At 35.4% G+C, this 12,763-nt stretch carries 18 protein-coding genes; 6 read left to right on the top strand and 12 right to left on the bottom strand.

Annotated features, from left to right (window positions below):
• Positions 1 to 201 precede the first annotated feature (201 nt).
• Genes ACH0CI_RS07145 through ACH0CI_RS07135 form a run of 3 tightly spaced genes read right to left on the bottom strand, consistent with a single transcriptional unit; the run spans position 202 to position 1,573 of the window.
• Positions 202 to 441 (bottom strand): hypothetical protein, encoded by a 240-nt coding sequence (locus ACH0CI_RS07145; RefSeq protein ID WP_047750370.1) that lies wholly within the window; start codon positions 439 to 441, stop codon positions 202 to 204.
• A gap of 55 nt (positions 442 to 496) precedes the next feature.
• Entirely contained in the window at positions 497 to 1,261 is a 765-nt protein-coding gene (gene yidC / locus ACH0CI_RS07140) for a membrane protein insertase YidC (RefSeq protein ID WP_335706813.1), read from the bottom strand.
• Positions 1,262 to 1,282: 21 nt separating this feature from the next.
• Positions 1,283 to 1,573 (bottom strand): hypothetical protein, encoded by a 291-nt coding sequence (locus ACH0CI_RS07135; RefSeq protein WP_335706812.1) that lies wholly within the window; start codon positions 1,571 to 1,573, stop codon positions 1,283 to 1,285.
• Positions 1,574 to 1,864: 291 nt separating this feature from the next.
• Here ACH0CI_RS07135 and ACH0CI_RS07130 point away from each other — a divergent pair, with 291 nt between their 5' ends.
• A complete protein-coding gene (locus ACH0CI_RS07130) occupies positions 1,865 to 2,146 on the top strand; it encodes a DUF4190 domain-containing protein (RefSeq protein WP_335706811.1) in 282 nt (93 codons plus the stop codon).
• An 821-nt stretch (positions 2,147 to 2,967) separates the two neighbouring features.
• Here ACH0CI_RS07130 and ACH0CI_RS07125 read toward each other — a convergent pair.
• The 4 genes from ACH0CI_RS07125 to ACH0CI_RS07110 form a co-directional block, all read right to left on the bottom strand.
• Positions 2,968 to 4,257, bottom strand: coding sequence for an FtsW/RodA/SpoVE family cell cycle protein (locus ACH0CI_RS07125; RefSeq protein ID WP_335706810.1), 1,290 nt, complete (start codon positions 4,255 to 4,257; stop codon positions 2,968 to 2,970).
• 8 nt (positions 4,258 to 4,265) lie between these two features.
• Complete coding sequence (locus ACH0CI_RS07120; RefSeq protein ID WP_325078079.1) at positions 4,266 to 4,673, bottom strand: PadR family transcriptional regulator; 408 nt, start codon at positions 4,671 to 4,673, stop codon at positions 4,266 to 4,268.
• Positions 4,674 to 4,676: 3 nt separating this feature from the next.
• Positions 4,677 to 5,210, bottom strand: coding sequence for a sigma-70 family RNA polymerase sigma factor (locus ACH0CI_RS07115; protein WP_406901140.1), 534 nt, complete (start codon positions 5,208 to 5,210; stop codon positions 4,677 to 4,679).
• 455 nt (positions 5,211 to 5,665) lie between these two features.
• Positions 5,666 to 6,073, bottom strand: a complete 408-nt coding sequence (locus tag ACH0CI_RS07110; protein ID WP_406901139.1) for a DUF1878 family protein — start codon at positions 6,071 to 6,073, stop codon at positions 5,666 to 5,668.
• Positions 6,074 to 6,241: 168 nt separating this feature from the next.
• Between ACH0CI_RS07110 and ACH0CI_RS07105 the strand changes: the two genes are divergently transcribed.
• Positions 6,242 to 6,442: a hypothetical protein gene (locus ACH0CI_RS07105; protein ID WP_406901138.1), complete on the top strand. Its 201-nt coding sequence runs from the start codon at positions 6,242 to 6,244 to the stop codon at positions 6,440 to 6,442.
• 55 nt (positions 6,443 to 6,497) lie between these two features.
• Here the strand turns inward: ACH0CI_RS07105 and ACH0CI_RS07100 are convergent, their stop codons facing one another.
• Positions 6,498 to 6,941, bottom strand: coding sequence for a hypothetical protein (locus tag ACH0CI_RS07100; protein ID WP_208733461.1), 444 nt, complete (start codon positions 6,939 to 6,941; stop codon positions 6,498 to 6,500).
• Positions 6,942 to 7,055: 114 nt separating this feature from the next.
• Between ACH0CI_RS07100 and ACH0CI_RS07095 the strand changes: the two genes are divergently transcribed.
• A complete protein-coding gene (locus ACH0CI_RS07095) occupies positions 7,056 to 7,226 on the top strand; it encodes a hypothetical protein (protein ID WP_406901137.1) in 171 nt (56 codons plus the stop codon).
• Positions 7,227 to 7,240: 14 nt separating this feature from the next.
• Positions 7,241 to 8,014, top strand: coding sequence for a Cof-type HAD-IIB family hydrolase (locus ACH0CI_RS07090; protein WP_406901136.1), 774 nt, complete (start codon positions 7,241 to 7,243; stop codon positions 8,012 to 8,014).
• Positions 8,015 to 8,040: 26 nt separating this feature from the next.
• Here ACH0CI_RS07090 and ACH0CI_RS07085 read toward each other — a convergent pair whose 3' ends face one another.
• From ACH0CI_RS07085 to ACH0CI_RS07070, 4 genes are all read right to left on the bottom strand, one after another.
• A complete protein-coding gene (locus ACH0CI_RS07085; protein WP_406901135.1) occupies positions 8,041 to 8,406 on the bottom strand; it encodes a cupin domain-containing protein in 366 nt (121 codons plus the stop codon).
• A gap of 45 nt (positions 8,407 to 8,451) precedes the next feature.
• Positions 8,452 to 9,510 carry a beta-carotene 15,15'-monooxygenase gene (locus tag ACH0CI_RS07080; protein WP_406901134.1) on the bottom strand — a complete coding sequence of 353 codons (1,059 nt, stop codon included), beginning with the start codon at positions 9,508 to 9,510 and terminating at the stop codon, positions 8,452 to 8,454.
• Between the two features lie 207 nt (positions 9,511 to 9,717).
• Positions 9,718 to 10,002, bottom strand: a complete 285-nt coding sequence (locus tag ACH0CI_RS07075; RefSeq protein ID WP_406901132.1) for a hypothetical protein — start codon at positions 10,000 to 10,002, stop codon at positions 9,718 to 9,720.
• Between the two features lie 62 nt (positions 10,003 to 10,064).
• A complete protein-coding gene (locus ACH0CI_RS07070) occupies positions 10,065 to 10,391 on the bottom strand; it encodes an antibiotic biosynthesis monooxygenase family protein (RefSeq protein WP_034268400.1) in 327 nt (108 codons plus the stop codon).
• Between the two features lie 232 nt (positions 10,392 to 10,623).
• On the opposite strand from ACH0CI_RS07070, the gene ACH0CI_RS07065 reads away from it, so the two are divergent.
• Positions 10,624 to 11,448 (top strand): hypothetical protein, encoded by an 825-nt coding sequence (locus ACH0CI_RS07065; protein WP_406901131.1) that lies wholly within the window; start codon positions 10,624 to 10,626, stop codon positions 11,446 to 11,448.
• 290 nt (positions 11,449 to 11,738) lie between these two features.
• Positions 11,739 to 12,605, top strand: coding sequence for an alpha/beta fold hydrolase (locus ACH0CI_RS07060; protein WP_335706799.1), 867 nt, complete (start codon positions 11,739 to 11,741; stop codon positions 12,603 to 12,605).
• The last annotated feature ends 158 nt before the right edge of the window (positions 12,606 to 12,763 follow it).

The following is a 12,763-nucleotide window of genomic DNA, read 5'->3' as shown; positions in this document are numbered from 1 at the left end:
TTTACAAAAATGACGATTCACTACCAATTATAGCTAGTAAACTATAAAAAGTCGATGACGACATAAAGCTTTTTTTCTAACTCGTTCATTTTTTATGACCGTAATATGTATGACAACATCTGCCTGTACTATTCTTGCCTTACCTTTTTACCCAAATCACAAATAAAAAAAGGATCTCCCATAAAAGATCCTTTTCCTTCACTATAATTGATGACGCTGCTTTTTTTCTTTTTCACTTAATACGTAGTCTGTTATAAAACCAAGAATAAGTCCAACGGCTACCGGTATCAAACCGCCTTTTGCTTCCATTTGAAAATTTTCCGGTTCATTTACATAAAGCCACTGAACTGAAAGCAACGAAATATGAAAGGTATTGCCAATAAAAAATAAAAGTGCTATCGTGCCAATTGTTACGCCGAATGAAAGAATATATTTTTTCACCGTACTCCTCCTTTCATTAAAAGGCTGCTTCAAGCAAAGCAACCTTTTAATTTATTCATTTTGCTTCAAGCACTGCCTTTTCTTGAAAAACCTTCTTTAATACAAGAGACTGAAAAATCATAAACAAACTGCCTGTCATCCAGTATAAAACGAGACCAGACGGTGAAAATATCCCAAATGAAAGCACCATGATAGGCAAAAGAATTTGAGATAACACTGCGTGCGATCCATTCATTCCTGCTACATCCTTTTGCATGACTCTTGTCTGCAAATACGTAGCTAATGCCGCAGCGATTGGAAGGATAAAATACGGATCTGCATGTCCTAAGTCAAGCCACAAAAAAGATGATGCGCTAATTTCATCTATTCGTCTAATCGCGTAGTACACAATTGAAAAGATGGGAAGCTGAACAAGTATAGGAAGGCAGCCCATAAGAGGATTGGCTCCATTTTCTTTAAGCAGTTCCATCATTTCACGCTGATATTGCTGCTGACTCTCAGGATCTTTATTTTTGTACTTCTCTTTTAGCTGTTGAAGCTGAGGCTGTATACGTTTATTGCTCAGCTGATTTTTATATTGAAGAATGTTTAAAGGAGCCAACAGCATACGTACACCAACGGTCACAAGCATGATGGAAAAACCAACGCTTTGATGAAGCCACGTATTTCCTATAAACAAAATGAGTAGTGAAAAAGGATAAATAAAATAGTGATCCAAAAAGTGAGTGTGCGAACTTTGAATCACGTTTGCTGAATCACAGCCGGCAAGTAGAAAAACGGAAACAGCAATAAAGAAAAGCTTCTTTTTATGTTTTAACATTTATATTCCTCCAGTATTTTTTTAGTTAAACGAAAAAAATACTGGCGAATGCGGACCTTCATCATCTTGTTCACCTATTGCCTCTTGTCTGTGAACAGAATGTATAAATTTAAATTTATGATACACACAGTATATGAGATTCTGAGTGCGTAACAGATTTACGTTTTGTATGAGATACATGTCCTTTTGCTGCAGAGAGACATGTTTATGTACCGTTTGAAAGGTAGCTAGTTTAATAGCCGCATGTACAAAGAATGCCGTCATAATCGCAAATGACACATACAGAAAAGCATCTGGTATAAATAATTCCATTTTTTCACACCCTTATGGATTATTGTATCATATTTTCCTTAATTTAGGTTAATTGATTTTATGACGCAGAATCTGCTATCTCAGTAAACATACTCTACAAAGCTGGTTTTCTTATAGGAAAGTCAAAAGCTGCGTTGCTTTTACACATACCTTCATACGTTTGATGAAACAATGAATAGAACATATACTGGGACACATATAATTCTAAAAATTTCTACTTTTATTAGTAAAAAGGATATTATTCCTTTTTATGGTATAATCAAAAAATATAATTTATAGGGAGTGAATTCATTGGAAACTAATACAAAACCTCAAGTAAACACCAACTCTATTGTTTCTCTAACTCTAGGTATCGTATCTATTTTTATTCCAATCATTGGGTTTATTACAGGGATTATTGGAATCATCTTCTACAAAAAAGCATCAAATCAACTAGCTGCTACGAATCAAAGCGGTAAAGGACTCGCGATTGCCGGTCTGATTTGCAGTATAGTAGGCATGATTTCTCAGCTACTCTTTATATTAGGAATTATTACGTTTATGTTTGGAGGAACAACGGTTGATTATGAATAAAACAGGTCAATTAAAAATGTAAGAAAATCGAGATTTAGATAGGATTATTGAATTTTCTATATGAAAGAATAAAAGCTTGATTTTCGACTATCCGAAAATCAAGCTCTTGAAATTTAAACGTCCACTTATGACTCATTGTTACTACGCCTATAGCTCTTAATATAAATTGCAAAGGAGAATGAAAAATTAAATCTATCGTTGAATCCAGAATAAAAGAAATCATAATTGTTCTACTTACTTTACTGCTAGTCATCTCTGTGTTGATTAACTGTTCTAGCTATTTTAATAGTACAGAGATAAAAACGTTCACTTCAAAATGTTATGATAACGGCGGAAAAGCGATAGTAGAAATACATAATCCAATTACCAATGACTATTCTTTTGAATGTAAATAACTGAGTTAAAAAACAGCTGGTCACTGAACAAGCTTACCTAGAAGAGGGCTAACGATTTAGCCCTCTTTTATACGTTAAAGTATAGACGTATTCAGTCAACAATAAAGGAGTTCTTTATGAAACATGTCATATTAGGCATCTGCGTATTCTTATATGCCGTACTATTAGACTATCTAAAATATAACTATGGTCTTAACCTTATAGGAAAGGTGCTAATTCTGTCTGTTTTAACTGGTGTTACGTATAAAATTATCGAGAAAATATATGAAAACCGAGAAACTACCTCAAAGAATTAAAGAACCTATAACCGCTCTATATATAAAACAAGCGCTGACAATTGGATGTCAGCGTTTGTTTTACTTGTTTTTATGAAGTGAATTATTTGCTCATAAAAGCAACAGATCTTAAAGTCTCACGATCTATACTCTATTGCTGATTACCATGTAAGGTGTTTGTAACCATTAAATCCTTACGTCTATAAATACTCAACACAATTCCAATTAAGAAAGCATTTAACAAGATCGGCATCAATCCGTAGCTAATAAACGGTAAAGACATATTTGTCATAGGAAAGAATCCGGCAATCATTCCTACGTTCCCAACTAGCTGTACAGTATAGACCATTACAACTCCTGCTAGTAAAAGCTTGCTGTACGTATCGTTTAGATTTCGGGCAATAAATATAATTCTCAGAGCAACTAAACAAAGAACCACAATAAGAATTGCTGCAAATAACCATCCGTAATAATACGTAAAACTTAAGAAGACGAAGTTAGTATGAGCCTCAGGGATAAATTGATCCGCAAATGAATGCTTGCCAAACCACCCTGCACCCACAAATAGATGATGTATTTCTAAGAGTCCAAATTTGGATGTTAAATATTCAGCATTATAGGGATTTAAAAATGAAAGAACCCTATACTTCTGATAATAGGCAACGGTCATCCATCCAATTATGCCCCAAGCAGCGACTAACGCAAAGCTAGTTCCTAGGACAATGGCTATTTTCTTTTTATTTAGCTTACTCCACCAGATCATCGTAAAGGTCATGGCTACATATATAAAGAGCATTGTAAGGCTGAATTGTAGAAAGAAATACGATGACAGAATAAACAAAAGAATAAATTTCCACATTTTAAAGCGATCGCTTTGAAAGAACCCTGCCCATGCCATAAGGAAAAAAGGAATGGCCATTAAACCTTCCATTTTTAAAGGCCCTAATTTAAAAACAGCTTGACCGTCTACGACGGTGTTAAAATGCCTTGTGAGGAACAATAAGAGTGCAGTACCTAATAAATAGAACAACCATCCTTTATTGGCCATCTTTCTATAGTCTATAAACATCATGCTAAGAGCTAAAACCCCACCTAAAACTACAAAGATAGCCTTATACATAGAAAAATGATTATGATTCATATACCCTTGGGACAGCAGTGGCAGAAACCCTAAAAGAAGAGCAGCTACAAATAAAATTAAGGTCATCCAGTCTACTTTCGGTCGATGAATACGGTTAAGGTTTTGACCAATACTGATGGGATTTCCCATTTGAGTAACGGCCTTTTCTTCTGCTTGGTCTTCGCTTATCCCTTTTTGCAGCCAATAGCTTTTTACTTCGTTTAAATGATGATGCAATTCCGCAGAAACAAATGCCTTGGCTTCTTTTGATTTTATTTGTGCCTTCACTTGTTCCAAGAATGAATTTCTTTGTTCACTCATATCCTTCTTCACCCCTCAAATATTTCTTTAAGACTCATTTGATTAGATAATGGCTGCTCTTCCACTTTTTTAAGTAGCCTGCAGCCCTTTTTATTTAATTGATAAAACTTAGCCCCGTCTTCTTGCCAACTGCTCGTCAATATACCTTTTAGCTCTAGTCGATGCAGGATGACATATAAAGCCCCTTCGTTTTCTTTAAAGTTTAAAATTCCTCGGCTTTGCAGTAAGCTGACTAACTCATAGCCCGTTTTCTCCTGCACAAGCAGCTGCATCATAGCAATCAGAATTTCTTCGTCGCTATGAGTCTCTTGCTTTATTTTTTCGTGAATGCTTTTCTTATGGTTTTCTGTAAATTTCAGCTGAGCAAACACTTCACGATTCATCGTTTTTCTAAGATTTTTAAGACGTTTATCCATGACTCATTCCTCCAGCATTTCTTTTAAAAGTGATTTTGCACGCCTCAGCCTTGTTTTTACTGTATTCGTTCCGGTTTTGGTTACGAGCGCAATGTCTTTAATTAACAATTCTTCATAGTAAAAGAGGTAAATCACTTCTTTATATTTGGTAGGCAGCTTCATAACAGCTGACATCAGCTCGTGGTCTTCTTCGTGTTGAATAACAGCTTCCTCTATGTTTTCTTTTTCACTTATATGATTTGGAAAATAGTCTGTCGCCGGTATCATGTTTTTGTTGTACCAGCTTTTTAAAAAGTCTTTACAGTGGTTAATTGCGATTTGCCATAACCACGTCCGAAACTTGGATCTACCGCTGTACTTGTAAAGATTTTTGTAGCATTTAATAAAAATCTCCTGCGTCAAATCCTCCGCAACCGCTACGCTGTTTACATATGAGTAAGCCAGCTGCAAGATTTCCTGTCCATATCGATCCATAATTTCATCTATCACTAGTTCTTTGTCTTGTACGTGTATCCATTCTACGGTTAGTTCTTTCACTTCTGCCTCTCCTTTCTTGTTCTTAGACGAAGCGTTTTATAAAAAGGTTTTTATATTTTCATTTTTATTTTCTAGATAATTGCATGTACATAAAAAAAGATTCTCTACACGAGAACCTTTCCTTGTACCTCTTATGTATGTGCTATGAAAAAAGATTGCCGATGAAGATAATAAATCCCGTCACTAGAGTTAATCCAGCACTAATTATTACTGTCAAAATACTTCTCAGAGCCGATACCCAATTGTTTATTCCAAAGAACCCTGCGATACCAATACAAAATAGAATAATCCCTACACAAAAATTTATATTTAATAATGAAGGGTGATTAAAAGCGAAGAAAAATAAACCAACCCACAGTAACGACAAAATAAATGACCAAAAGTTAATGATTCGTGCCACTCCAATTAGCCTTCTTTCTATTTGAAATCTCTCTGTTTAAAACAGTTTAAATTATTTATTTCAAATCTTTTTTTAAACGCTGCAAGAAAAAGTCACACACTTCCATTTGAATAAACTGCTTCTTCAAACTGTACAATAAATATTCTAGTTCAAAATCCTGATAAAAAATTTTAGTCACATACATTTTTAATTCTTCTAACGTAGGTTGTTCTGACGCATATAGTTTATCTAGTGAAAGGTTAAATTGAGAGAATAGCTGATCATTTTGATACCATTCGAAAATTTCTTCACCTTTTATTCGGCAGCTAAACACACCTAGTATCTTCAAGAATGCCTTCACTTGATTTTCTTCAAATTCATGATCAATCACAAACATAAAAAAGGGATGTTCCACTGCGTTAATCATGTGCTTCATGAGACTCATTTGATATTTTAATAGCTTCACTTCTTTTACGACATCCAACTTCTTCCCATCTTTCTTTAAAAAATGATCCTACTATACTCTGTGAATTTTACCATAATCTAGTAGTGTAGATAAAACGTTTATAGAAAATTACTTTGTAATGAATGGAATAATAAGGTATATTGTTATAAATGGTAATAATTTCATAAACTGAAAGCGAGGATACATATGGGCCTGTTACTAATTGCGGTTATTATCACGCTATCCATCATTTTAGATTACTTTATTTTTGACTACGAAGATAAGCACTGGGGCTGGTTGAAGAAAGCTTCTACACCCGTTAGAAGAAGTGTGATTGGCTGTTACTTACTGATGTCGTGCGTTATTTATTTTGGTTTGAGTCTTCCGTATATTAAACCTTTTTTGTAAATAGAAATCTACAGCTTAGCCTATAGTCTTATTAGAAGACTATAGGCCTACCCAGTCATTTTACCACCACTATGAATTGTTTATCTTCAAATGCAAAGACTTCCCCTAATTCATCGATGTACTTCTTTCTATCTAATTTATAATGCTTTCCAAAATACAAGGTTTTCAAGTTAATACTCATGTCTAAACTAGAATCTTTTTCTGTCGCTTCATCACCGTCTAAGCATGAATATAATTCAATGTGACAGCCCTCTATCAGCTGTTCTTCAATATAAGTAAACAGCTCTCTTATTGATTTAGGATGTGGATCACAAGATAATTCGTATACATAAGGCAAGGTGAATACATGCTTGATGTCGCTATACCCGTCAGTTAAACGATTAACACTAATACCGTACGCATCTTCTTCTTTTTCATAGATTGTAATCAACTTTTCTTTTATGCCAAAACTTCCTGTAGGCAATTCATAAGGAGATCCTATATAGTGATGTACAGTCATATTCGTCACTTCTCTTTCTCTTTGCTTATGTAAAATACTATTATTCTATCACTCTTATTAAGATTACATACAAATACAAGGGAAATATGTATAACAAAACCAGGAGGTGACAACATGAAAAAACTACTGCCTTTTCTATTTCTAGCCGCTCTTTACTTGTATGACTCTTCATACAATCATACTGTTTTTTTACATAAACTGGTTGTTTCGGCGTTTTTATATGTAGGTGCTATTTTTGCCTGTTCGCTACTGCTTGTAAATGTAAAAAAAGATCGAGCTGTTTAAGCAAGGAGATTACTATGAGCTATAAAATTGTATTTTTTGACGTGGACGGAATTCTTACTCATCACGAAAACGGGACGATTTCCACCAAAACTCGAGAGATTGTAGAAAGTTTAAAGCACAAAGGATTAAAAAGCGTAGCCGCTACCGGAAGGCCTTTATCTCTCTGTGAAGAAATTAGAGAATTAGGGATAGATACGCTCATTACCGCGAACGGAGCGTTTACTGTACACGATGAAAAAGTTATTCATAAGCTGTCCATGGATAAGGACGTTGCGCGCGAAGTCTTTGAATACGCAGCCTCCCAAAATCACGGCCTTTCATTTTACACAAAAGAGCTCAGCATGAACGGGATTAAAGATGATAATATTTTAAAAGCCCTGAAGGAAACGCTATCGCTCAGTGATTATCCTCAAATTAATGAGCGTATTTATGACGAAGATATTTATTTAATGTGCTTGTATGCCAATGAGGAAACCGCCGAGCAGTATGCACAGCGATTTCCTCATTTACTATTTAAAAGATGGCACCCTTTTATCTTAAGTGTTCTTCAAGAAGAAATTACAAAATCGGTAGCTATCCTAAAGGTCTTAGACTATTTTAACATCCATCAATCCGAGGCTATTGCATTCGGAGACGGAGAAAATGATATTGATATGATAGAATTAGCCGGCCTTGGAATTGCGATGGGCAACGGATCTGATAAGTTAAAAAACGCCGCTGATTTTGTTACGAAGAAATCAGGTGAAGACGGAATTGAGTTTGCCCTTAAAAATTTTGGCATTTTATAAGAAAGCAGTACGCCTAGATAATTTATCTAAGCGTGCTTTTTTCCCTCCATGAATGTTTCAGGATGTAGCTCCTCGGATTGAATGACAATGGCCGTCATGCCTTCTTCACTTCCCGACGTATGCCACTCTCCTTTTTCCCACATCGCCGCTTCTCCACGTTTAATGGATACTCGTTTTTGATCTCCTCCTGTTACCCATCCTTCACCTTCGACTACGATAAACAGCTGAGGTATAGGCGCTTCGTGATATCCTACCGTTCCTTCTCCATCTATATACATATAGCCAATCGTAGCCGCTTCGTTTGTTTGAATCATTTTTACGTAAGTAGCTAAATTCGACTGATATTTTTCTACTTTTTTGCCATGTTTTTTACTAAATTTATAGATTTTCAATGTGCGTGACCTCTTTATTCGTTAATTTCGAATTCAACCCACCGATTACATATTTTGTTTATTTTTCTCCAAACGTTCTTTGACTATTTTCTTAAACGCATGTGGATCATCTACGCGAATGGCGACCTGCTGGTATTTCTTTTTAATTCCCATAAAAAGCGTCGCCTCTACTGGAGATTTTAATGTTAGTAAAAGATCAGGATGCACGGTTTCAAAATCGCGTGCGATAAATTCAATCGTGGTGTTAGGTACTTTTTGTTGGAGGATGTGAGCGTCTTCTATGATTTCTTCAATATCTTTAAAAGAGATTTCCATACGCTTAGCTAAACCAAACGAAATGTATATGCGATCCTCTTCCACTCGTAAAGGGTTAAGCCTTAATGCTTGAATATCTCCTATAAAGAAAATAATGCTATAAATATTAAGGATTAGTAAAACGATTGAAAGAGTCATAGACGTGTTGTGCAGCAGCCAGTGAAGTCCTAATGTTTCAATAACAATCGCGTGAATAATCATAATTTGAAACGTGACAAAACTTGAGCGTTTATACAGAGTAAACGTATTCTCTTCAGTACTCGGCTGCTTCTTCCACGTTCCAAACGCATAGTAAAACATCAGCATTTCTGAACACAGTACGTGTATAAACGGTTGTTTGTAAAACTTTTCGTTTACAGCCCGCGAAAAGGAAAATAAAAGCGGTAAAGAGCTCGATTTGATCCTTCTTAAAATAGGCGGTACGTTTTTGACTAGCATAAATAGCAGTGAAAGTTCAAACAAAATAAGTAGTCCTTCTATGCCAACTCCTAGCCACATAACCGACTGAAAAGAAGCCAAGTATTCACTCGGAATGATAAAACGCGCAGCAATAAGGCCTGTAGCCATTAATACAATAAAGTATTTTAGACTGAACTTACGCTGCCAAGCTAGAAATAAGAGCGGAGCCACAAGGCTTAAGTCTAAAATAGAACCTACTACTACTCCGTTGAAATCAGCAGGCAACGACTGAAGTCCAAAAGAAGAATGATATAACATATAATTCGAGCTTATCACTAATAACAACAAGAAAAGAGCAACAAAAGACACTGTTTTTTTATGAAGAACCAAATAACCCACCTCACTTTTAGTTGGTGAAACACAAAAAATTCCTGTTACTTCCATTTTATCAATGGAGTTGATTTAAGTCACTTTGTAACGTGGCTTTTTGCTATAAAATCATTTTAAAGATATCGACTTTTTTATCGTTATTACCTGAAATTGTATGAAGAAGCTTCCCCCCTCTGTTTTGGTAATATTCAGAGGCGGTTTCAGTCTTTAAATAAAGCTCTTAATTACCTTTAATCCTTCTAGTATGAAAGTTTGACCTACACCTCTACTGCGATATTGGGGTTTTATGTACAGAGAAGCGATCCAAGGTTTGTACAACTTTTGTGCTTTTAAGTCATTTTCAAATACGTTCCCTACGCACGCTTCTCCTTCTAGAGCAATGAGTGTAAGAGGCAAATAAGGGACAAACTGTTCCGTTGCACCTACAGGAATAACGACCGTATCTGTTCCACTTTCTTGTATGCTCGTTGTACTATTTTTGTAACTTAGCATCGTGTTCTCCTTTTTTAAACTAGCTGTGTATGTATCCTTCATTTTTTCATGTTAGAAGCGCCCTACATTTCAAAAAAGCTATGTCTTTCCACTTTACACACTCTAAGCGAAAACGTTTGATACCATTCTGTTTTTCCTTTGTGCTGGGCTGCGCGGTGAGCTGAATGTTCTTTCCATATTTTGATTGATTCTAAGGAATCCCAGTATGAAACGGTAATGCCTAAATCTTGATCTCTGGCACTTTCTATTCCTAAAAAGCCTTTTTGTTTAGATGCAAGCTCCACCATTTTATCTGCCATTATTCCATAACCCTTCTCACCTTCCGTTCTTTCAGAAGCAAAAATAACGGCATAATAAGGCGGTTCGGGGGTTTTAGCAATTCCACTCATATTGATTTCCTCCTTTAGACGTCATATTAGTAGTAAAAAAGTATAAATGCATAATTAATTTTTCTATTACCTTTATCTTCTTTTAGTACTATTTATATAAATTCCATTATAATACTTTTTTAAGTTTGCCTATACAAAATGTAACATTTAATAGTATATAAAGATAAATATTCCATTTATATGATATAGTCTTTATAAGTAAGTAATAAACAAATAGAAATGGAGTTTCAGCATGAGGAACATAAGCAAGATAACAACGGGAACCATTACAATTGCTTTGGCGCTTGGATTAATGGGGTGCAGTCACACAACTTCAAACAATGAGAGCATAGATGGAAGCGAGGCAAAAAAAGAGCTGGCCATAGAGCTGAAATTTCTGCAAAACGAGTCCGAACGCTTAATTAATAATGACGGAAAGATAGAAGATAAAACGTTTCAAAGCTACAAAAATGATTTTAACCTGCTGTCTGCGTCTATTAATAGTACGTCAAAAGTAGAAACACAAAGTGATAGCGAGCTAAAAAAAAGCATAGCCCACTTAGCAAAAGACTTAGATACTTTAACAGAAAAAGAGTATGTAAAATCCTATAAAAAATTTAATTCAAGCAAGACTATCTATGAAGTTACGCTCATGAACAATATGCATGACGTTATAGATGCAACAAAAACTTCGGAAGAAAGCAGCAACGTGTTAGACTCATTTGATGATAAACACTTCCATTCTTCTGAAGCACAAATAAAAAAAGATGTAGGGCCTGCGATTGATCATATCAACACCGCATCTAAATATAAAATAGAGCTCATGCAAGACGAAATCCAAAAGCACCGCGATAGTTTCACCAAGCTCCAGCTCGAACAATTAAAAAAAGCCACTCATAATTTTGATTTGTCTCTTAACGATCAAATTAAATCGATTCAATCCTATAAACCTATAAGTGGAAATTATAATATAAGCAGAAACTTTCGCTATAATTCCTATGATAAATATACAAATGCCTGTGTTTACATTACTGACTTTGAATCTAATTTAGGAATTGCCAAGGCCGGTGATTTTTAAAAAAAGCTCTCTATAAAGTACTTTTAGAGAGCCTTTTTGCTGTATTCATTACAAACGCGATTGCTTTATTTCTAGCGTTCTATAAATATTTTCTTCTCATGAGCCAGATAAAGCATCGCGTACACCCTAGGAATATCGAGGTTATATTTCACAAATAATAACCAAAATAAGGGTTTTAAGAGAGCTTTATAGCTCATTTATCGCGTAAGGAAACCTTATTGTTTGATACATCAACTAATAAAGAGTAAAGTTTTTCTATAATAAAGGTTAAAAGCGAAAGGATGAGTAAGATGTTTAAAGACGGTTATGTAAAAGTAAATGATGTAAATCTTCATTATGTAACAAAAGGTGAAGGCGAGCTTATGCTGTTTTTACACGGATTCCCTTATTTTTGGTACACGTGGCACCATCAGTTAGAAGAGTTTTCCAAAGATTATCGCGTGGTAGCTGTAGATATGCGAGGCTATAACTTATCAGATAAGCCAGAAGAAATTTCTTCTTACAGCATGCCCATTCTAATGGAAGATGTAAAACAGTTGATTGAAGCGTTTGATGAAAAAGAATGTGTGTTAGTGGCACACGATTGGGGCGGCGCTGTAGCATGGGCATTTGCTTATACATATCCGCAGTATGTCAAAAAATTAGTGATGTTTGATGCACCGCACCCTTACACATTTATAAGAGAGCTTGCTGAAAATCCTGCTCAACGAGAAGCAAGCAGCTATATGAGCTTTTTCCAACAGCCAAATTCTCAAGATGAGCTACTCGCAAATAATAGTGAAAAATTAAGAAACATGCTGACGGAGCCCGGCATCAAAAAAGGCTATTTAACTAAAGAAGAAGAGGCTAAGTATGTAGAGGCATGGAACCAGCCGAATGCAATGAAATCGATGCTTAACTACTACCGTGCGTCTTCACTTTATCCGTTTGAAGAGCGCGTTCATAAACCTGTAGCACTGCCGCATAAAGTATTTCACTCTCCGACTTTAATTGTATGGGGAAATGCGGACGAAGCGTTTGAAAACAGTAATTTAGATGGAATTGAAGAGTACGTTCCAAACGTAACGATTCACCGCTTAGATGGTGTAGGGCATGCTCCTCAGCATGAGCAGCCAGAAAAAGTGAATGAATTTATGAGAGAGTTTTTAAGCAAATAAACGAGAGAAAGACTGCAGAATACGGTATACCGCCGTTTTGCAGTCTTTTTTTAAATGCTAAAAGCTGATTTCATCTATTTTTTACATGGTTGGTTTATTTTTCAACGTTTTAACAAGTGCATACGGGGTATAAATTTTACTGTACAGATGCAGTCCCC

The sequence above is a fragment of the Priestia sp. 179-F W1.4 NHS genome (genome assembly GCF_045369295.1).
GTDB lineage: Bacteria > Bacillota > Bacilli > Bacillales > Bacillaceae_H > Priestia > Priestia zanthoxyli.
Note: the sequence above shows the minus strand (reverse complement) of the source record. Positions and strands in the feature narration are given on the sequence as shown.

What these genes read in the sequence shown, in the direction of transcription:
- yidC (WP_335706813.1), bottom strand. Translation starts at nt 1,261, where the DNA reads ATGTTAAAACATAAAAAGAAGCTTTTCTTTATTGCTGTTTCCGTTTTT.
- ACH0CI_RS07120 (WP_325078079.1), bottom strand. Translation starts at nt 4,673, where the DNA reads ATGGATAAACGTCTTAAAAATCTTAGAAAAACGATGAATCGTGAAGTG.
- ACH0CI_RS07125 (WP_335706810.1), bottom strand. Translation starts at nt 4,257, where the DNA reads ATGAGTGAACAAAGAAATTCATTCTTGGAACAAGTGAAGGCACAAATA.
- ACH0CI_RS07070 (WP_034268400.1), bottom strand. Translation starts at nt 10,391, where the DNA reads ATGAGTGGAATTGCTAAAACCCCCGAACCGCCTTATTATGCCGTTATT.
- ACH0CI_RS07100 (WP_208733461.1), bottom strand. Translation starts at nt 6,941, where the DNA reads ATGACTGTACATCACTATATAGGATCTCCTTATGAATTGCCTACAGGA.
- ACH0CI_RS07060 (WP_335706799.1), top strand. Translation starts at nt 11,739, where the DNA reads ATGTTTAAAGACGGTTATGTAAAAGTAAATGATGTAAATCTTCATTAT.
- ACH0CI_RS07065 (WP_406901131.1), top strand. Translation starts at nt 10,624, where the DNA reads ATGAGGAACATAAGCAAGATAACAACGGGAACCATTACAATTGCTTTG.
- ACH0CI_RS07135 (WP_335706812.1), bottom strand. Translation starts at nt 1,573, where the DNA reads ATGGAATTATTTATACCAGATGCTTTTCTGTATGTGTCATTTGCGATT.
- ACH0CI_RS07090 (WP_406901136.1), top strand. Translation starts at nt 7,241, where the DNA reads ATGAGCTATAAAATTGTATTTTTTGACGTGGACGGAATTCTTACTCAT.
- ACH0CI_RS07105 (WP_406901138.1), top strand. Translation starts at nt 6,242, where the DNA reads ATGGGCCTGTTACTAATTGCGGTTATTATCACGCTATCCATCATTTTA.
- ACH0CI_RS07075 (WP_406901132.1), bottom strand. Translation starts at nt 10,002, where the DNA reads ATGCTAAGTTACAAAAATAGTACAACGAGCATACAAGAAAGTGGAACA.
- ACH0CI_RS07095 (WP_406901137.1), top strand. Translation starts at nt 7,056, where the DNA reads ATGAAAAAACTACTGCCTTTTCTATTTCTAGCCGCTCTTTACTTGTAT.